At 72.6% G+C, this 17,135-nt stretch carries 17 protein-coding genes; 6 read left to right on the top strand and 11 right to left on the bottom strand.

From position 1 onward, the window contains the following. Positions 1 to 19 precede the first annotated feature (19 nt). Genes leuD through ABD371_RS15970 form a run of 3 tightly spaced genes read left to right on the top strand, consistent with a single transcriptional unit; the run spans position 20 to position 3,045 of the window. The gene (leuD, locus tag ABD371_RS15960) at positions 20 to 697 is read left to right on the top strand and encodes a 3-isopropylmalate dehydratase small subunit (protein WP_344477295.1); all 678 of its coding nucleotides are present in this window, start codon (positions 20 to 22) and stop codon (positions 695 to 697) included. After that, positions 694 to 1,539 (top strand): DUF6282 family protein, encoded by an 846-nt coding sequence (locus ABD371_RS15965; protein ID WP_344477298.1) that lies wholly within the window; start codon positions 694 to 696, stop codon positions 1,537 to 1,539. The genes leuD and ABD371_RS15965 overlap by 4 nt, the downstream gene beginning before the upstream one ends. Positions 1,540 to 1,581: 42 nt before the next feature. Continuing rightward, the gene (locus ABD371_RS15970; protein WP_344477300.1) at positions 1,582 to 3,045 is read left to right on the top strand and encodes a class I adenylate-forming enzyme family protein; all 1,464 of its coding nucleotides are present in this window, start codon (positions 1,582 to 1,584) and stop codon (positions 3,043 to 3,045) included. 48 nt (positions 3,046 to 3,093) lie between these two features. Here the strand turns inward: ABD371_RS15970 and ABD371_RS15975 are convergent, their stop codons facing one another. Beyond that, positions 3,094 to 3,975: a LysR family transcriptional regulator gene (locus tag ABD371_RS15975; RefSeq protein ID WP_344477303.1), complete on the bottom strand. Its 882-nt coding sequence runs from the start codon at positions 3,973 to 3,975 to the stop codon at positions 3,094 to 3,096. 200 nt (positions 3,976 to 4,175) lie between these two features. Here ABD371_RS15975 and ABD371_RS15980 point away from each other — a divergent pair, with 200 nt between their 5' ends. Beyond that, positions 4,176 to 4,679 (top strand): histidine kinase, encoded by a 504-nt coding sequence (locus ABD371_RS15980; RefSeq protein ID WP_344477305.1) that lies wholly within the window; start codon positions 4,176 to 4,178, stop codon positions 4,677 to 4,679. A gap of 22 nt (positions 4,680 to 4,701) precedes the next feature. On the opposite strand, the gene ABD371_RS15985 is transcribed toward ABD371_RS15980, so the two are convergent. The 4 genes from ABD371_RS15985 to ABD371_RS16000 are packed head-to-tail and all read right to left on the bottom strand — an operon-like array spanning position 4,702 to position 8,713. Next, positions 4,702 to 5,547: an ABC transporter permease gene (locus ABD371_RS15985; protein WP_344477307.1), complete on the bottom strand. Its 846-nt coding sequence runs from the start codon at positions 5,545 to 5,547 to the stop codon at positions 4,702 to 4,704. Then, positions 5,507 to 6,334 (bottom strand): ABC transporter ATP-binding protein, encoded by an 828-nt coding sequence (locus ABD371_RS15990; RefSeq protein WP_344477309.1) that lies wholly within the window; start codon positions 6,332 to 6,334, stop codon positions 5,507 to 5,509. Before ABD371_RS15990 ends, ABD371_RS15985 begins: the two co-directional genes overlap by 41 nt. Before the next feature lie 7 nt (positions 6,335 to 6,341). Then, positions 6,342 to 6,806 (bottom strand): MarR family winged helix-turn-helix transcriptional regulator, encoded by a 465-nt coding sequence (locus ABD371_RS15995; protein ID WP_344477311.1) that lies wholly within the window; start codon positions 6,804 to 6,806, stop codon positions 6,342 to 6,344. Between the two features lie 17 nt (positions 6,807 to 6,823). After that, a complete protein-coding gene (locus tag ABD371_RS16000) occupies positions 6,824 to 8,713 on the bottom strand; it encodes an APC family permease (RefSeq protein WP_344477826.1) in 1,890 nt (629 codons plus the stop codon). 518 nt (positions 8,714 to 9,231) lie between these two features. Here ABD371_RS16000 and ABD371_RS16005 point away from each other — a divergent pair. Continuing rightward, the gene (locus ABD371_RS16005) at positions 9,232 to 9,774 is read left to right on the top strand and encodes a class I SAM-dependent DNA methyltransferase (RefSeq protein WP_344477313.1); all 543 of its coding nucleotides are present in this window, start codon (positions 9,232 to 9,234) and stop codon (positions 9,772 to 9,774) included. 36 nt (positions 9,775 to 9,810) lie between these two features. Here ABD371_RS16005 and ABD371_RS16010 read toward each other — a convergent pair whose 3' ends face one another. Beyond that, positions 9,811 to 10,401, bottom strand: a complete 591-nt coding sequence (locus ABD371_RS16010; protein ID WP_344477315.1) for a TetR/AcrR family transcriptional regulator — start codon at positions 10,399 to 10,401, stop codon at positions 9,811 to 9,813. Positions 10,402 to 10,486: 85 nt separating this feature from the next. Between ABD371_RS16010 and ABD371_RS16015 the strand changes: the two genes are divergently transcribed. Then, entirely contained in the window at positions 10,487 to 11,503 is a 1,017-nt protein-coding gene (locus tag ABD371_RS16015; protein WP_344477317.1) for a saccharopine dehydrogenase family protein, read from the top strand. Here ABD371_RS16015 and ABD371_RS16020 read toward each other — a convergent pair whose 3' ends face one another. The 5 genes from ABD371_RS16020 to ssuE all read right to left on the bottom strand — a co-directional run bounded on the left by ABD371_RS16020 (position 11,504) and on the right by ssuE (position 17,096). Further along, positions 11,504 to 12,592 carry an LLM class flavin-dependent oxidoreductase gene (locus ABD371_RS16020; RefSeq protein WP_344477319.1) on the bottom strand — a complete coding sequence of 363 codons (1,089 nt, stop codon included), beginning with the start codon at positions 12,590 to 12,592 and terminating at the stop codon, positions 11,504 to 11,506. Further along, entirely contained in the window at positions 12,589 to 14,016 is a 1,428-nt protein-coding gene (locus ABD371_RS16025) for an NtaA/DmoA family FMN-dependent monooxygenase (RefSeq protein WP_344477321.1), read from the bottom strand. The genes ABD371_RS16020 and ABD371_RS16025 overlap by 4 nt, the downstream gene beginning before the upstream one ends. Before the next feature lie 21 nt (positions 14,017 to 14,037). Then, positions 14,038 to 15,258, bottom strand: coding sequence for an LLM class flavin-dependent oxidoreductase (locus ABD371_RS16030; RefSeq protein WP_344477323.1), 1,221 nt, complete (start codon positions 15,256 to 15,258; stop codon positions 14,038 to 14,040). Positions 15,259 to 15,351: 93 nt separating this feature from the next. Beyond that, positions 15,352 to 16,437 carry an LLM class flavin-dependent oxidoreductase gene (locus ABD371_RS16035; RefSeq protein ID WP_344477325.1) on the bottom strand — a complete coding sequence of 362 codons (1,086 nt, stop codon included), beginning with the start codon at positions 16,435 to 16,437 and terminating at the stop codon, positions 15,352 to 15,354. A 101-nt stretch (positions 16,438 to 16,538) separates the two neighbouring features. Continuing rightward, positions 16,539 to 17,096, bottom strand: coding sequence for an NADPH-dependent FMN reductase (ssuE, locus tag ABD371_RS16040; protein WP_344477328.1), 558 nt, complete (start codon positions 17,094 to 17,096; stop codon positions 16,539 to 16,541). Positions 17,097 to 17,135 lie beyond the last annotated feature (39 nt).

A 17,135-nucleotide genomic window follows, 5' to 3' on the forward strand; every position in this document is an offset into this window, starting at 1 on the left:
GCCCCGTCAGGAGTGTTCGATGAAACCGCTCACCGCGCTGACCGGCCGGGGCCTGCCCCTGGCCAGGGCCGATGTCGACACGGACCAGATCATCCCGGCCGCCTGGCTCAAGAAGACCACCCGTACCGGCTACGGGGAGGGGCTCTTCTCGCAGTGGCGACAGGACCCCTCCTTCATCACCAACCGGCCCGAGCGCCGAGGGGCCACCATCCTGGTCGCCGGGCCCAACTTCGGCTGCGGCTCCTCCCGCGAACACGCGGCGTGGGCGCTGCGCGACTTCGGGTTCACCGCCGTCGTCGCCCCCGGGTTCGGCGACATCTTCCGCAACAATCTGCCCAACGCCGGTCTCGTCCCCGCGCAGGTGAGCGCGGACGTCGCCGACTCCCTCCTCCGCGCCACCACCCGGGATCCGTACGCCGAGATCACGATCGACGTCGTCGGCCGGACGCTCGGCTGCCCGGCCGCCGGTGTGACCGGCGCGCCGTTCCGGCTCGACGATTCGGCCCATCACCGGCTGGTCAACGGTCTCGAACTCCTCGACCTCGCCCTGAGCCTCGGCCCGAGCATCAGCGCCTACGAACGGGCGCGCGCGCCGTGGCTGCCCGTCGGACAGGCTGGGAGCCCCGGCACCGGGAGCCCGTCCCGGACCGGAGCCGTCAAAACCGAAAGAGCCGGAAGAACCGAAGGCACCGGATGAGCGACTCACCGGCGCTGCCCGACTGGGCGCGCGGAATGACCGACCTGCATGTGCACTCCTCCCCCAGTCTGCTGCCCCGGCACGGCGACGACCGCGAGACGGTCGCGGCGATGCGGGCCGAGGGATTCACCACCGTGGTCCTCAAGGCCCACGAGGGCAGCACGGCCGAAAGGGCCGCGGCGGCCGGGGAGGGTGTGTACGGCGGGGTGGTGCTCAACAGCTGTGTCGGCGGGGCCAGCCCCGACGCGGTCGAGGTCACCGCGGGGCTCGGCGGCCGGATCGTGTGGCTGCCCACCCTCTCCTCCCGTACCCACCGGGCCGCGGTGGCCTCCGCTCCGGAACTCACCGACCTCCGGAAGGTCGGGCTGCGCCCCGTCGACGTGGCCGACGGCGGGCGGCTGCGCCCGGAGTGGCACGACGTCCTCGACGCCGTGGCAGCCCATGACCTGGTGCTGGCCAGCGGCCATCTCAGTGCCGCCGAGACGCTGGTGATCTTCACCGAGGCCCGGCGGCGCGGGGTACGGCGGCTGCTGGTCAACCACCCCAGGCTGGCCTTCCTGCGCTGGCGGGAGGAGACGGCCGACGCGCTCCGCGCCCTCGACGCCCACTGCGAACTGGGCATCGTTCCCGACCGGCTCTGCCCTCCCGAGGACTCCAGCCTCGGGCTGACCGCCGGATATCCGCTCCCGCTGCTGGTCTTCGGCGGGGACATGGGACACACCGGCCATCCGCGGCCGGCCAAGGCCGTCGCCCCCTGGCTGCGAGAGCTGGAGCGGCGCGTCGGAGCGGACGCCGCGGCCACCCTCATGACCACCACGACCAGAGATCTGCTGCTGCCCTGACCCACCGAACCCCGGGTCACCAGAGAGGGAAGGGAACGCCCCATGCTGTTCGAGACCGTCCGAGGCATCGCCGCCGGCCGACCCGAAGCACCGGCGTTGGAAACCGTCGACGGCCGAGGCCTCACCTACGCACAGCTGATCGACCGCACCGAGCGCATGGGCGCGGGGCTGCGGGCCCTGGGGGTGCGCCCCGGGGACACCGTGGTCTGCCACGGGCTGCCCAACACCCCCGACTATGTCGCGTTCATCCTCGCGGTGGCCGCCCTGCGCGCCGATTACGTGCCCGTACTGGCGGATTTCGACCATGCCGCCGTCGCCCGTGTGCTCACCCTCACCGAACCGGTGCTCTGGGTCGGCTCCCGGCACCCCGGGGCCGGGGAGCAGGCCCCGCCGCGCGTCGATCTCGCCGCCCTCCCGGTCACCGGGACTCCTGCCGAACCGCCGCTGGCGACGGGCCACGCGGACCGTGTCTTCCGCCGGCTGTGGACCTCCGGTTCGACCAAGCTGCCCAAGCTGGTCTCCTGGAAGCAGGGGCCGTTCGTGCGCGAACGTCTGCGCTGGGTGGCCGACATCGGCATGAGGGAGTCCGACGTCGTCTTCTGCCGTCACACCCTGGACGTGGCCCACGCCACCGATCTGCATGTCTTCGCCGCCCTGCTGGCCGGCGCCCGGCTGATCCTGGCCGATCCCCGGACGCCCCCCGCCGAGCTGCTCGAACAGCTCTCGCGGCTCGGCGTCACCATGATGAGCGCGCTCCCCAACCACTACGAGGACCTGGTCAGGGCGGGCGCCTCGGCGCCGACCGAGCTGCCCGCCCTGCGCCGGCCGCTGTGCGGGGGCGCTTATGTCAGCCCCGCGCTGATGAGGTCCGCAGCGGAGACCCTGGGCATCCGGATCAGACAGGTCTACGGCTCGACCGAGTTCGGTCTCGGCCTCGGGAACATGGCCGACACCGTGCAGAGCGAGGCGGGCATGGTCCCGGTCAGAGGTGTACGGGCCCGTCTCGCGCCCCTCGGCGAGGACTCCGGACCCGATCTGGGCGTCCTGGTGCTGTCCTCCGACTGCACCAGCGAGGGCTATCTCCACGACGACGAGGCCAACGCCGCCACCTTCCGGGCCGGGGAGTTCTGGACCGGCGACATCGCCCAGCGCGCCCCGGACGGCTCGTACCGCATCCTGGGCCGGACGACCGACGCCATCAAGTCCGCGAACGGCCCCCTCCCCGCCCCCGTCCTCGACGCCCTGATCACCGAGCGGTGCCCGGCGGCAGCCGACTCCGTCAGTCTGACCGCCGACCCGGAGGTCTACGCACCGGACGTCCTCGTCGTCGTGCGGGCCGCGCCCGACTCCGCGTCCGGCGCGGCGGTCGCCCAGGTCGAGGCCCTCCTGCGCGAACTGGGCCTCCACGGCGCGGTGCGCGAGGTGGAATCCGTACCGCGCACCGTCGTGGGCAAGCCGGACAAGCCCCTCGTCCGGCGGTACTGGTCCCCGCAGCGCGCGCGATGACGTGCCGGTGCCCGGGTCCGGACCGTGCGGGTCCGGGCCCGGGCACCGTCACGCTGCCAGTTCCGTCCACATGTCGAGGAAAGCCTTCAGCGGCGCGTTCAGATTCCGCTCCAACCGCCAGACGAAGACCTTGTGGAACGATATGGGAGGAGCCAGCGGAATCACGGTGACCTTCTCACTGGCCAACAGCACCGGGCTGGAGTACGGGGCCAGGGCGATTCCGACGTTCTCCGCGACCAGCGCGAGCTGGAGCGCCACATTGTTCGTCGCGTAGGCGACGTCGAACCGCAGCCCTTCCGCGGCGAAGGCGTCGCTGATGAATCCCCGGACACCGCTGTCGGTGCCGTACGTGATGATGGGGGTCTCGGACACCTCGTCGAGCGTCATCGGCCGGTCCGCCGATCGGCTCCCGGCGGGCACGGCCGCGACGATCCAGTCCCGCAGGAGGACACGGGTCCCGATGACCTTGGACAGGTCCTCCCTGGGGGCCGACATGACCGCCGCGTCCAGGCTTCCGTCACGCACCCCCGCCAGCAGCGACGGGCTCGACGCTCCGACGAGGTCCACGGCCACACCGGGGTGGCGGCGGTAGTACTCCCCCAGCAGATGGGGGATGCAGGTGCCTTCGAGACCGCCGACCGTGCCGAGTGTGAGAGACCCGCCGAGGAGACCGGACCGGTCCTCGAACTCCACCACGGCCGCCGCCGCGGCGGCCAGACAGGCACGGGCGTGCGGCAGCAGGGCGATACCGCCGCGCGTGAGGACGACCCGCCGGTGCAGACGTTCGAACAGGGGCTCGCCCAGCTCCTTCTCCAGGCCCTGGATCTGCTGGCTGATGGCGGGCTGGACGACGTGACAGCGAGCGGCGGCCTTGGTGAAGGATCCCTCTTCCGCGACCGCGACGAAGTATTCAAGAGTCCGTAACTCCATGCCAACGACGTTACCAAGCAGGGGAACAGGGCCCAACGGCTTCCGTGTACACCCAGCGGCGGAAAGGAGTGCGGCCGTGCGCACTCGCGCCACGACGGCTCCGGCCGGGCGCTCCGTTCCCTGTGGCGGGGAGCCCGGACAGGGGTTCCACTGGGAGGGCCGGGGAGAGCACCCCGGTATGTCACAGAGGGAAACGCGCCATGGCGGACAGCCACCAGATGCTGCTGATCTCGTTCACCGACCGGGACGCGGGCCGGTCCGCCTACGAGGAGGCGCTCGGGCTTCCGGGGCTGCGGCAGGCGGCGCTCGTGGAGCGGTCGGCCGAAGGGCTGCTCGATGTGCCGGAGAGTCATGTCCGGGGCGCCGGGAGAGCGACGGCGGGCGGCGGGCTCGTGGGCGGGCTGCTCGGGCTGTTGGGCGGGCCGATGGGCGTGTTCCTGGGCACGGCGGCGGGTGCCGCCCTCGGCGGCGCGGCGGAGAACCGGCAGGCGCTGGAGGGCGGGGCCGGTCTGATCGTGCTGAGCAGCCGTGTCGACGAAGGTGCCTCCTTGCTCATCGTGGAGCTGCACGAGTCCTCCCCCGAGCCCGGCGACGACCTCGCCGAGCGCCACGGCGGCACACTGGAACGCATGCCCGCGAAGGAGTTCGCCGCCCGGGTGCGCTCCGCCGAGAAGGCGGCCGGCGAACCCCGGCCGCCGTCCTGAACGGGAGCCTCGGCCCGGGTGCTCAGCGGGCGAGGCGGCCCATCAGCGCGGAGGCGCAGACGATGCCCGCCAGCGCCGCGAGACCGAGCACGCCGAAGTCGAGCGGCAGATGCGCCGGGGTGCCGATGAGCAGGCCCCGGAGGGCGTCGACCTCGTAACTCAGGGGGTTGGCCCGGCTGATCGCCTGGAGCCAGCCGGGCATCAGCGCGACCGGGTAGAGGGCGTTGGAGGCGAAGAACAGGGGGATGGTGATCGCCTGGCCGATGCCCATCAGCCGGTCCCGGGTGAGCACGACGCCGGCGATGCTCATCGAGAGGCAGGCGAAGAACGCCGACCCCAGCACCACCGCCAGCGCCACCCCCGCGAGCCGCAGGGGGTTCCAGGTGAGCGCGACGCCCAGTGCGGCGGCGATCAGGATCACGACCACGGCCTGGATCAGCGCCTTCACCCCGGCGGCGAACGCCTTGCCGGTGACCAGCGCGGCCCGGGGAGTGGGGGTGACGAGGAGTTTGCTGAGCACCCCCGCGTCCCGCTCCCAGATGATCTGGATGCCGTAGAAGATGGCGATGAACATGGCGGACTGGGCGATGATCCCCGGGGCGAGGAAGTCGAGGTAGGGCACGTTTCCGGTGGGGATCGCGCCGATCCTGGTGAAGGTCTCGCCGAAGATGAGCAGCCAGAGCGCGGGCTGGATCGCCCTGGTGTACAGCTCGGTCCGGTCGTGGCGGAGCTTCTGGAGTTCCACCGTGCACAGCGCGGCCACCCGGGAGGGCAGTACGGCCCAGCCGCTGTGCGCCCTGAAGGGCTCGACGGGCAGAGGGGCCGGTTCAGCCGAGGCGGGACGCCGTACGGCGGGTGCTGCGCACATCGTGGAATTCGCCTCCCGTGCGGTCGTCGTCGAGGCCGCTGCCCGCGTAGTGGCGGAAGACGTCCTCCAGCGTGGCCGGGCGGGCCCCCGGAGTCCGGCGGTCGAGCTGTGACGTGAGGCCCGCCGGGGTGCCGAGCGCGCGGATCCTCCCCCGGTGCATGAGGGCGAGCCGGTCGCAGTAGCGGTCGGCCTCGTCCATGGAGTGGGTGGTGACGAGAACGGTCATCCCCGTGGCGGACCGCACCTCGCCGAGACGCTCCCAGACGGTGGTGCGGGCGATCGGGTCGAGACCGATGGTCGGTTCGTCCAGGATCAGCAGCCGGGGCGAGCTGACCAGGGCCTGGGCGAGTTCCAGCCGGCGGACCATCCCTCCGGAGTAGGTGCCCGCCATCCGGCCCGCCGCTTCGGCGAGACCGACGGCGTCGAGCGCCCGGTCGACCCGGCGCGCGCGTTCCCCGCGCGGTACGTCGTACACCCGGGCGAAGAGGGTGACGTTCTCGCGCCCGGTGAGGGCGGCGTCGGCGGAGAGCTGCTGGGGGACATAGCCGAGCAGTCTCCGTACAGCGATCTTCTCCTTGGCCGCGTCGTGCCCGAAGACCCGGATCATGCCGGCCCGGACGGGGAGCAGTGTGGTGATCGCCCTGATCGTGGTGGTCTTGCCGGCGCCATTGGGGCCGAGCAGACCGAACACCTCGCCTCCGGCGACCGAGAAGTCCACTCCGTCCACCGCGCGTGTGGTGCCGAAGCGGTAGACGAGTCCGGTGCATTCGACGACGCTGTCGGTCATGGCCGGGTCACTTCCCTGCATACGTGCGCGTGTGCTCCTGGAGCTGCGCGGCGAGTCTGCGCAACGCCGGCACGGAAGCCGCCAGGGCGGTTCGGTCCTCGGCGGAGAGCCGCCGCCACTGTTCCCGGTAGAGGGCGGCCCGGCGGTCGTCCCACTCCCGCAGCCGTTCGGCCGCCGCGGGCGTGATGCGCAGCAGAGCCGCACGGGCGTCCCGGGGGTCCGGTTCCCGGGCCATGAGCCCCAGCCCGGTCAACTGCCGGACCAGGGTCGACACGGAGTTCCCCGCGAGGCGCAGCTCCTCGGCCGCGGCCGACACCCGGATGCCGGGGTTCAGCTGCACCAGCCGCAGCAGCTCGGCCTGGGCCACCGGGATCGGCGGGCCGGTCTGAGCGCCGCGCAGACCGCGGCGCACCAGTCGGTTGACGCCGGTCAGCAGGTCGCCCCACTCTCGCACCAGCCCCATATCTGACATATCTCCCATAATACCTCTCACTCAGAGGTAACCGACGGGAGTGGGCGGCCGGGCTGCAGATGGAAGGGCACGGTGGTGATGACGATCTTGGGGAGGGGGCGCAGAGCGCGGCGCAGGCGGGAAGCGGTGCGGCTGTGGAGGAATTGATGACTTCTCCGGCTGGTGACGATCTCCGGGAGGATCACGGTCAGGGTGAGGCCGGGGTGCTGCCGGTGGAGTCCCTCGATGCAGTGGACGAGCGGGGCGACGACGGCCCGGTAGGGGGAGACGACGATCTCCAGGGGCAGATGGTCGCCCCAGAGGGTCCAGTAGTCGCGAAAGCGCCGGGCCTCCTCCTCGGTGAGGCTGATGTGCAGGGCGAGGACCGGCTGCTGGAGCGAGGCCGCGTAGGCGAGAGTGCGCATGGCGGCGAGGTCGAGGCTCGCGAGGGCGACGACCGAGAGGTGCTGGATCTCTTCCGGAAGCTCCTCGTCCTCCCCGTTCCCGGCCGCTGTCGCCGTACGCCCTCCGACGACTCGGGGCAGCCGCCGCTCCGGCGACGGCGACGGCCCCTCCGGGCTGTGCGCGGGCAGTTCGATCAGATGCGGGTGGAGCCGCAGGGCTTCGCGGGCGGCCTCGTAATGGCGGCGGATCCGGGTGGTGACCACGAGGAACAGGGCGACGGCGACGATGGCCACCCATGCCCCGGAGGTGAACTTGCTGATGCCCGCGGTGATGAAGACCACGGCTGACAGCAGACCGCCGGTGGCGTTGAAGAACAGGCTCTTGCGCCAGTGGCGGTCGCGCAGCCGCCACCAGTGGACGACCATCCCCGCCTGCGAGAGCGTGAAGGCGAGGAAGACTCCGACGGCGTACAGCGGGATCAGCGCCCCGGTCAGACCGTCGAACGCCACGAAGACCAGCGCGGCGGCCAGTGAGAGCAGGAGGATCCCGTTGCTGTGGGCGAGGCGGTCGCCCAGGCGCAGAAAGACCCGTGGGGCGTAGCCGTCGCGCGCCAGCAGGGACAGGACCCGGGGGAAGTCGTTGTACGCGGTGTTCGCGGCCAGCAGCAGTACCGCGGCGGTGGCCGCCTGGACGAAGACGTACCCCCACCCCGTGCCGAAGCTCAGACGGGCGAGCTGGGAGAGTGCGGTCTCCTGCGCGCTGGGCACCACTTGGGCGAGGTGGATGAGTACGACGATTCCCGCGAACATCGCGATGAGCAGCCCCACCATCCATGTCAGGGTGGTGCGGGCGTTGCGCCATTCGACGGGTTTGAACGCCGGTACCGCGTTGGAGATCGCCTCGATTCCGGTCATCGCCGTGGCACCGGAGGAGAACGCCCGCATGATGAGCAGCAGCCCGACGGTCTCGGTGACCGCCGGCACCGCGGCCGGCCCCGGTTCGAATCCCCGGTCGGCGGCGTCCGCCAGACCGAAGCCGATCAGCGCGAACATGGCGGCGACGAAAGCGTAGGTCGGGGCGGCGAACAGCGTTCCCGCCTGGCGGACTCCGCGCAGATTCCCCGCCAGGAGAAGCAGGATCGCCCCGACGCCCAGGGGCACCGTCGCGGGGGCCGGCGAGGGGAGTGCCGAGGTGATCGCCGCGATCCCCGAGGCGATCGACACGGCCACGGTGAGGATGTAGTCGGTCATCAGCCCGGCGGCGGCCACCAGTCCGGGCGTCCGGCCCAGATTGTCGCTCGCGACGATGTACGAGCCGCCGCCGTGCGGATAGGCCCGGATCGTCTGACGGTACGACAGCCCGACCGCGAACATGAGGAACACGATCGCCCCGGCGACCGGGAGCGAGTACGCGAGCCCCGCCGTACCGGCCAGGACCAGGACCGCGAGCATCGCCTCCGGGCCGTAGGCGACCGAGGAGACCGCGTCGGCGGAGAGCACGGGCAGCGCCAGCAGCTTGCGCATCCGCTCGGTCACGACCGCGGAGCTCTTGAGCGGCACCCCCAGCAGAACACGCCGGATCCGTACCCCCGCGCCCGTCGGCACCTCCTCCGTACCGTCCCCCTCCCCTGCCGCGCGCGGCCCCAGGGCGGAGACGCGCACCATCCGGCCCGCGCCCGCGGACCGCAGCCGCGCCACGGGCGGGAACCTCCCGAGATCCGGATCCACCGGCAGGGCCCGGCGCCACACCTCGGGAGCCGCCATCCCCCTGCCCCACTCCCGGCCCACTCTCCGCAGCACACGCAGCTGCTCCGCGCCCAGCGCGGCCGACTCCGCCGCCGGGCCGGGCGGGGGGCCCTCCGCGTTCACGGTTCGCCCCCTTCGCGCATCCGTCACAACACGCAGTGTGACCGATGGCGCGGGACCGGGCAGGTTCCGACATGGGAATCGGCGATCCCTTCGTCCGGTCCGCCAAACCCCTGCGGCCCGGCCGCCGCCCGGGGCGATCCAGGGCCGGGCGGCACCTGTGCGAGGGTGACCCCATGACGTGGAACGGCGACGAGTACCAGGCCCGGTTCGACCGCATCGCCTCCGAGGGCGGCGACGTCCACGGCGAGGCCGCGTTCGTGCGCGCCTTCGCTCCCCGGACCGTCCTCGACGCGGGCTGCGGCACCGGCCGGGTCGCCGTCGAGCTGGCCCGGCACGAGATCGCCGTGACCGGCGTGGACATCGACGAGTCGATGCTCGCCACCGCCCGGCGGCTGGCGCCGGGGATCACCTGGCACCGGCGGGATCTGGCCGGCCTGGATCTGGGGGTCTCCTTCGACGTCGTGGTGATGGCGGGCAATGTCCCCCTGTTCACCCCGCCGGGAACGGAACAGGCCCTGGTCGCCGGGGTCGCGCGCCATGTCCGGCCCGAGGGCCGTCTTGTCGCGGGGTTCTCCCTCGACCGGGGGTACACCCTGCGCGACTACGACGCCCACTGCCGTGCGGCGGGGCTCGTCCTCGAAGCCAGATACGCGACCTGGTCCCGCGCCCCCTACACCGGCGGGGAGTACGCCGTCTCGGTGCACCGCCGCCCCTGACGGCCGCCTGGCCTGGCCGGGCCGGGCCGGGCCGGTCTAGCGGTCGGTCCCGGTGGCGAGGGCGCCCACGATCACGTCGGTCAGCGCGGTGATGGCGGCGGCGGCGGTGACACGGCCCCGGTTCAGTTCGCCGGCGATCGCCCCGGCCGCGCCCAGGATCCCGGCGCAGCGCAGCCGGAGGGCTTCGGCCGGGAGGCCGGAGTACGGGGCGAGGGCCGTGGTCATCACGGTCGCGTAGCTGTCGAGGATCTCGTGCTGGACCGCCTCCATCTCCGGATCGCCCTTCAGCGCGGCGGAGACGGAGGCGAGTTCCGGCATGTCGGTGGCGCAGGCGAAGTAAGCGGTGCTGATGGCGTGGGCGACCTCGCGGGCGGTGGTCGCGGTGGCCTCCAGCGCCCGGGTGACGGCGGCCCGGTGGCGTTCGTCGAGCCGCCGGTGGAGCGCGAGCAGCAGGCCGGGACGGGTGCCGAAGTGGTCGTACACGATCGGTCTGCTCACCCCGGCGGCCTCCGCGAGGGTGACCAGTGTGAGTCCGTCCGCGCCCTGCGCGCGCACGATCGCCACGGCGGTGTCGAGCAGTTGCTCCCGCCGTGCCGGCTTGGACAGCCGGGTCGATGTGGTGGCCATGGTCCTCCCTCGCGTCGCACCCCCACGCTATGCTACAAAACGTAGGCTACAAAATGTAACTTGATGGAAGCGAGAGGAACCCACCGTGGGAGAGCCGAAATCAGTACTGATCCTGGGCGGTTCGGGCCAGGCCGGCGCGGGAACCGCCGCCCTTCTGCGCCGATGGCACCCGACGCTGCCGCTGACGATCGCGGGCCGTGACCTCGGCCGCGCCCGGCGGGTGGCCGGCGAACTGGGCACCGCGACAGCCGTCACCGTCGATCTGCGGCGCGATGATCTCGGCCTGCCGGCCGGGAGCGACCACTCGGCGGTGGTCGCCGCGCTGTGGGACGAGCGCCTGCACGGGCTGCGCTACGCGCAGCGGCGGGGGCTGCCGTATCTCAGCGTCTCCAGCGGCCTGGTGGAGATAGCGCCGGAGGTCGTCGCGGGGGCCCAGCGGGCGAGCGCCTCGCCGATCCTGCTGGCCAGCCACTGGTGCGCCGGCAGTGTCACCCTCGCGGCACTGGACTCGGCCCGGGAGTTCGGGCGGGTCGACACCGTCCGGATCGGTGCCGTGCTGGACGAGCGGGACACCGGCGGGCCTGCGGGAGCGGCGGACCTGGAGCGCTGGTCCACCGCCACCACGGCGGGACTGGTGCGCCGCGACTCCGTCTTCACCTGGGTGAACGGCCCCGAGGCCCGAGCGGATGTCCCCGCTCTCGACGGCACCCTCCACCCCGGGCAGAGCATCGCCGTCCTCGATGTGACGAGCCTCGCCCTCGCTACGGGCGCGCCGAACGTCCGCTTCGACTTCGCCCTCGGCGCGTCCACGGGCCGGCGCGGCGGCGAACCCGCTCCCGTCGAGGTCCGGATCGACCTCGACGGAACGGATTCGGCGGGCGCGCCGTTCAGCACCGGCCGTTACCTCGTCCACCCGGCGGGGCAGCGCCCCCTGACGGCGCTCGGCATGGCGCTCGGCGTCGAACGGCTGCTCGGCCTGCGCGGCGAGGCCGTCCCGCCGGGCATCCACACCCCCGAGTCGTTGATCGACCCGGCGTACGCGGTCCAGCGGCTGGCCGAGATCGGCGGCGTCTTCGTCGACGCGCCGGGCGTCGACGGCTAGCTACAGCGCGTCCCCGGGCCCGGGTCCGGGTCCCGGGAGGACCGGGGCCCAGTCGAAGGGCGGGTCGGGGATGCCCCGCCGCAGCGGCGGGGCGATGTCGGACTGGAAGAGTTCGAGCGAGGCACGGTGCTGGGCCTCGCCGAGACCGGACGCGTCGGCGTGCAGATGGAGCACGCTGTGTCCGAGCCGCTCGTGGTAGCGGTGGACCTTGTCGACGATCTGCTGGGGGCTGCCGATCAGCGCCGAGCTGCGCTCCACGAAGTCCTCCAGCGTGGCGAAGACCGGTTCGATGCCCAGGCGTCTCTGGAGGGCGAGCTGGCCCTCGAAGACCGGCCGGTACGCGGCGACCGCCTCCTGCGAGGTGCGGGCGGCGAAGTAGCCGGCCGTTCCCGCGCCGACGACGGCCAGCGCCGGGTCGTGGCCGTACTGCTCCCACCGCTCCCGGTAGTGGCGGACCAGTTCGGCGTACGGCTCTATCGGATGGGTGACATTGGCCGAGAAGAGCGGGTCTCCGTGGCGGGCGGCGAGGTCGGCGGAGTCCGGGCTCGTCGCGCTGCCGTGCCAGACGCGGACGGGCTGCTGAAAGGGTCTCGGCCAGACCTCGGCGTCCGTGAGCCCGGGGCGGAAGCGCGGGGAGGCGCTGACCCTGTCCTGCCGCCAGATACGGCGGAGGAGTTCGTAGCCCTCGGAGTTGCGGTCCCACTGGTCCTCGGGTGTGACCTGGAACAGCTCGCGCTGAGCGGTTCCGTTGCCCTTGCCGATGATCAGGTCGAGCCGGCCGTCGGACAGATGGTCGAGGGTCGCGTAGTCCTCGTACGCGCGCACCGGATCGAGCAGGCTGAGGGTGGTGACGGCGGTGAACAGCCGGATCCGGGAGGTGAGCGCGGCGAGGTGGCTGAGGACGACGGGGGGCGAGGAGGAGATGAAGGGCCGCTCGTGGCGTTCGCCGACGCCGAAGCCGTCGAATCCCAGCTCCTCGGCGAGCAGCGCGTTGTCCACGACTTCACGGAAGCGCTCGCGGGTCGTCTTCTGGACGCCGGTCACCGGATCGGGGGCGTGCACGATGAGGGTGATGGCCAGGAATCTCATGACGCCGCCCGCGGGGGTTCCGGCTCGGCGCGGGCGTCGGGGCGGGCGTCGGGGTGGGCCAGGCCGAGATGGTCGCGGAGTGTGGTGCCGGTGTATTCGTGGCGGAACACCCCGCGTTCCTGGAGCAGGGGGACGACGGTGTCGGCGAACTCGTCCAGGCCGCCGGGGGTGAGGTGCGGGACCAGGATGAAGCCGTCGGCGGCGTCCGCCTGGACGAGGGTGTCGATCGCCTCGGCGACGGTGGCCGGGGAGCCGATGAAGCTCTGCCGGCCGGTGGTCTCGATGACCAGCTCGCGGATCGACAGCTTCTCCGCGGCGGCGCGCTCGCGCCACTGCCGGGCGACGGCGACCGGGTCGCGGAACATCCGTACGCTGGCCCGGCCCCGGGCGATGGTGTTCTCGCCGGGGTCCGGGTCGATGTCCGGGAGCGGGCCGTCCGGGTCGTAGCCGGACAGATCCCGGTTCCAGACGTGTTCGAGGTACTTGATCGCGGTCCGGCCGCTGACCTGGCTGCGCCGTACCTCGTGCGCGATCTCCCGCGCCTCGGCGTCGGTGTCGCCGAGCGCGAAGGTCGCCGCCGGCATGATGAGCAGCTGGTCGTGGTCGCGGCCGTGGCGGGCCAGGCGCCCCTTGACGTCGGCGTAGAACTCCCGGCCCGCCTCCAGGGTGTCGTGCCTGCTGAAGATGGCGTCGGCGCTCGACGCGGCGAACTCGCGGCCGGCCTCGGAGTCCCCGGCCTGGAAGATCACCGGTCGGCCCTGCGGACCGCGCGGCACGTTGAAGCGGCCCGCGATGTCGAAGTGCTCCCCCCGGTGGGCGAACTCCCCGGCCCGCGCGTCCCCGAGGAAGACGCCGGACCGCTGATCGGCGACGATCTCGTCGCCGCGCCAGGAGTCGAACAGCTCGGTGGCGGTGGTCAGGAACTCCTGCGCCCTGGAGTACCGCTGCTCCTGCGGGAGGAAGCCGCCGCGCCGGAAGTTCTCGCCGGTGAAGGCGTCCCAGGAGGTGACGACGTTCCAGGCGGCGCGTCCGCCCGAGAGATGGTCCAGGCTGGCGAACTGGCGGGCCACCTCGTAGGGCTCGTTGAAGGTGGAGTTGATGGTGCCGGTCAGACCGAGCCGTTCCGTGACGGCGGCGAGCGCGGCGAGGACGGTGAAGGTGTCGGGCCGCCCCACCACGTCCAGGTCGTAGATCTGTCCGCCCTGTTCGCGCAGGCGCAGTCCCTCGGCGAGGAACAGGAAGTCGAACTTGGCGCGTTCGGCGGTCCGCGCGAAGTGCGCGAAGGAGCTGAAGTCGATGTGGCTGCCGGCCCTCGGGTCGCTCCACACGGTGGTGTTGTTGACGCCGGGGAAGTGGGCCGCGAGATGGATCTGCTTCAGGGGCCTGCCCGTGGCCGACGCGCCCGTGGTCGGGTTCTCGCTCATGTTCTGTCGACTCCTCCCGCTTCAGACAGCGGTGTAGCGGTTGGCGGGGCGGGCGAGTCCGAGCAGCCCGCGCAGGGTGTCCGCCTCGTAGGCGTGCCGGAAGGCGTCCCGGCGGCGCAGTTCGGGCACGAGCCCCCGGGTGATCCCCTCCAGGTCGTGGCCGATCACCCCGGGGCGCAGCCGGAAGCCGCTCAGACCGGCCTCGCGCCGCTCCAGCAGCAGATCCGCGAGTTCCGCGGGCGTCCCCGTGAACACCTGGGCGTCGCTGCTCCAGACCTCGCCCGCGAGGCCGTCCAGCCGTGCCTTGCGGTCCTCGGCTGCCGCGCGGTCGCCGTCCAGGAAGACCACCAGGTCGCCGAAGATGTGCAGCGGCTCCCGTGCCCGTCCCGCCGCGTCCTGGGCGGCGCGGATCTCGGCGACCGCGGCGCGGGCCTGGTCGTTGTCGTACGGGGTGATGTAGCCGATGTCGGCCGAGCCGCCGACCAGTCGGTACGGGACGCTCTGGTGCGCGAGCGCGGTGACGACGGGCTGTCCCTGCGGCGGGCGGGGGGTGATGGAAGGGCCCTTGACGCTGAAGTGGGGGCCCTCGAAGTCGATGTAGTGCAGTTTGCCGCGGTCGATGAAGCGCTCGGTGGCGGCGTCGCGGATCTCCGCGTCGTCCTCCCAGCTGTCCCACAGCCGGCGCACCACCTCGACATAGTCGCGGGCCTCTCCGAAGAGGCGGTCCACCAGCTCCCGCGCGGCGGGGGTGTCCCACTCCTCGGCGTCGCCGACGTCCTCCGCGCCGAGGGAGGGGATCGTACGGCGGCCGAAGTGCGCGGCCTCGTTGGGCCTCGGCGTCACCTGGATCCGCAGTCCCGCGCGGCCGGTGCTGACGTAATCCAGGGTGGCGATCGCCTTGGAGAGGTGGAAGGGCTCGGTGTGGGTGGCGACCACGGTCGGCACCAGCCCGATGTTGCGGGTCAGCGGTGCGACACGGGCGGCGACGAGCACCGCGTCCAGCCGGCCGCGCACCTGGTCGGTGCGGTCGTCGGGGTCCGTGGGGTGCGAGGACTGCGGTCCGAGGGAGTCCTCGATGGTGACGAAGTCGAGCAGGCCGCGTTCGGCCTCGGCCACGAGGCCGGCCCAGTGGCCTGCGGTGAACAGTTCGCCCGGCCGGGCGGTCGGCTCGCGCCACGCGGCCGGGTGCCAGCCCGCGCCGTCCAGCGCCACGGCGAGGTGAAGAGGGGGAAGTGCGGACACGGGATGGGTGCCTTCCTGGTCGGTCGTATGTGATCGCCGGGGCCTGGTGCGCACGGAGTGCGGGGAGGGCCCGGCGGCGGGCCGGGGAACCCGCTATGAGGCCTTGGCGGTGAGGCGCGGCAGGACGTTCTCGCCGAACCAGTAGGCCTCCTCCAGGTGGGGGTAGCCGGAGAGCACGAACTCGTCGATGCCGAGCCGGTGGTACTCGGTGATCCGTTCGGCGACCTCGGTGTGGCTGCCGACCAGTGCCGTGCCGGCCCCGCCGCGCACCAGGCCGATGCCGGCCCACAGATTCGGGTGGATCTCCAGCCCTTCCCGGCCGCCGCCGTGCAGGGCGAGCATGCGCTGCTGGCCCTCGGACTCGCTGCGGGCCAGCCCGGCCTGTACGGCGGCGACGGTCGCGGGGTCGAAGCCGTCGAGCAGCCGCCGGGCCTCGGCCCAGGCCTGTGCTGAGGTGTCGCGGGTGATGACATGGAGGCGGATGCCGAAGCGGATGCTCCGTCCCTCCTTCTCCGTGAGCGCCCGGATGCGGGCGATCTTCCCGGCCACGGCGGCGGGCGGCTCGCCCCAGGTGAGATAGACGTCCGCGTGGCGGGCGGCGACCACCGCCGCGGCGGGCGAGGAGCCGCCGAAGTAGATCTCCGGGACGGGGTCGGGCAGCCGGGTGAGCCGCGCGCCCTCGACCCTCAGGTGCTCGCCCGCCAGATCCACGGTCCCGCCGTCCCACAGCGCGCGGACGATGTGGAGGAACTCGCCCGTGCGGGCGTAGCGGCCGTCCTTGTCGAGGAAGTCGCCGTGGGTGCGCTGTTCGGGGCTCTCCCCGCCCGTGACGACGTTGAGCAGGAGCCGGCCGCCGGTCTGCCGCTGGAAGGTGGACGCCATCTGGGCGGCCAGGGTGGGCGAGAGGAAGCCGGGTCTGAAGGCGACAAGGAACTTCAGCCGCTCGGTGTGCTGGCTGACCATGGCGGTGGTCAGCCAGGCGTCCTCGCACCAGGCGCCGGTGGGGGTCAGTACGCCGGTGAAGCCGAGGTCCTCGGCGGCGCGGGCGATCTGTGCGAGGTATCCGACGCTCGGCGGCCGGTCACCGCCGGTGGCGGTGACCGGGGTGCCGTGGCCGCCCCCGACGACGTGGCGGCTGTCGCCGTTGGTGGGCAGGAACCAGTGGAAGGTGAGGCTCATGGAGACTCACGCCTTTCGGTCGTCTTCGCCCGCTCGTGCGCGGTCGTCGGCGTCGGCGTCTGCGTCGGCTGCGGCTGCGGCTGCGGCTGCGGCTGCGGCGCTCATCCGGCGGCCGCGAGACGGGCCGTACGGCTGTCGAGGGCGGCGGAGAACCGGTCGACGACCTGTTCGAGGGCCTCGGCCGCGCCGCGGGCGACGGTGACGGTGCCGTCGTCGCCCACCGCGATGTCCTTGTCGAGCGTGAACCAGCCCTGGACGATGTGCCCCGCGCCCATGGAGCTGAGGACCGGGCGCAGGGCGTAGTCGATCGCCAGGATGTGCGCCGGACTCCCGCCGGTCGCCAGCGGCAGGACCGTCTTGCCCGCCAGGGCGTGCTGCGGCAACAGGTCCAGCAGGGACTTGAGCACCCCCGAGTAGGCGGCCTTGTAGATGGGCGTGCCGATGACGACTCCCTCGGCGCGGTCGAACAGTTCGGCCGCCCCGACGATCGCCGGGTGGCGGAAGTCGGCGCCGAACAGCGCATCGGCGGGGATGGTGCGGACGTCCAGGGGGATCACCTCGTGGCCCTGGGCGGTGAGCCGGCGGTCCAGATGGCGCAGCAGACGGGCGGTGCGGGAGGCGGCGGAGGGACTTCCGGAGACGGACAGGACGGTGGCCATGGGGATCCTTAGGGAGCATGGGGGGGTGGGGCGGGGGTC

This window comes from Streptomyces amakusaensis (genome assembly GCF_039532665.1).
Taxonomy (GTDB): domain Bacteria; phylum Actinomycetota; class Actinomycetes; order Streptomycetales; family Streptomycetaceae; genus Streptomyces; species Streptomyces amakusaensis.

What these genes read in the sequence shown, in the direction of transcription:
- ABD371_RS15975 (WP_344477303.1), bottom strand. Translation starts at nt 3,975, where the DNA reads ATGGAGTTACGGACTCTTGAATACTTCGTCGCGGTCGCGGAAGAGGGA.
- ssuE (WP_344477328.1), bottom strand. Translation starts at nt 17,096, where the DNA reads ATGGCCACCGTCCTGTCCGTCTCCGGAAGTCCCTCCGCCGCCTCCCGC.
- leuD (WP_344477295.1), top strand. Translation starts at nt 20, where the DNA reads ATGAAACCGCTCACCGCGCTGACCGGCCGGGGCCTGCCCCTGGCCAGG.
- ABD371_RS16005 (WP_344477313.1), top strand. Translation starts at nt 9,232, where the DNA reads ATGACGTGGAACGGCGACGAGTACCAGGCCCGGTTCGACCGCATCGCC.
- ABD371_RS16035 (WP_344477325.1), bottom strand. Translation starts at nt 16,437, where the DNA reads ATGAGCCTCACCTTCCACTGGTTCCTGCCCACCAACGGCGACAGCCGC.
- ABD371_RS15985 (WP_344477307.1), bottom strand. Translation starts at nt 5,547, where the DNA reads ATGTGCGCAGCACCCGCCGTACGGCGTCCCGCCTCGGCTGAACCGGCC.
- ABD371_RS16025 (WP_344477321.1), bottom strand. Translation starts at nt 14,016, where the DNA reads ATGAGCGAGAACCCGACCACGGGCGCGTCGGCCACGGGCAGGCCCCTG.
- ABD371_RS16010 (WP_344477315.1), bottom strand. Translation starts at nt 10,401, where the DNA reads ATGGCCACCACATCGACCCGGCTGTCCAAGCCGGCACGGCGGGAGCAA.
- ABD371_RS15990 (WP_344477309.1), bottom strand. Translation starts at nt 6,334, where the DNA reads ATGACCGACAGCGTCGTCGAATGCACCGGACTCGTCTACCGCTTCGGC.
- ABD371_RS15970 (WP_344477300.1), top strand. Translation starts at nt 1,582, where the DNA reads ATGCTGTTCGAGACCGTCCGAGGCATCGCCGCCGGCCGACCCGAAGCA.
- ABD371_RS16000 (WP_344477826.1), bottom strand. Translation starts at nt 8,713, where the DNA reads ATGCGCAAGCTGCTGGCGCTGCCCGTGCTCTCCGCCGACGCGGTCTCC.
- ABD371_RS15965 (WP_344477298.1), top strand. Translation starts at nt 694, where the DNA reads ATGAGCGACTCACCGGCGCTGCCCGACTGGGCGCGCGGAATGACCGAC.
- ABD371_RS15995 (WP_344477311.1), bottom strand. Translation starts at nt 6,806, where the DNA reads ATGTCAGATATGGGGCTGGTGCGAGAGTGGGGCGACCTGCTGACCGGC.
- ABD371_RS16020 (WP_344477319.1), bottom strand. Translation starts at nt 12,592, where the DNA reads ATGAGATTCCTGGCCATCACCCTCATCGTGCACGCCCCCGATCCGGTG.
- ABD371_RS15980 (WP_344477305.1), top strand. Translation starts at nt 4,176, where the DNA reads ATGGCGGACAGCCACCAGATGCTGCTGATCTCGTTCACCGACCGGGAC.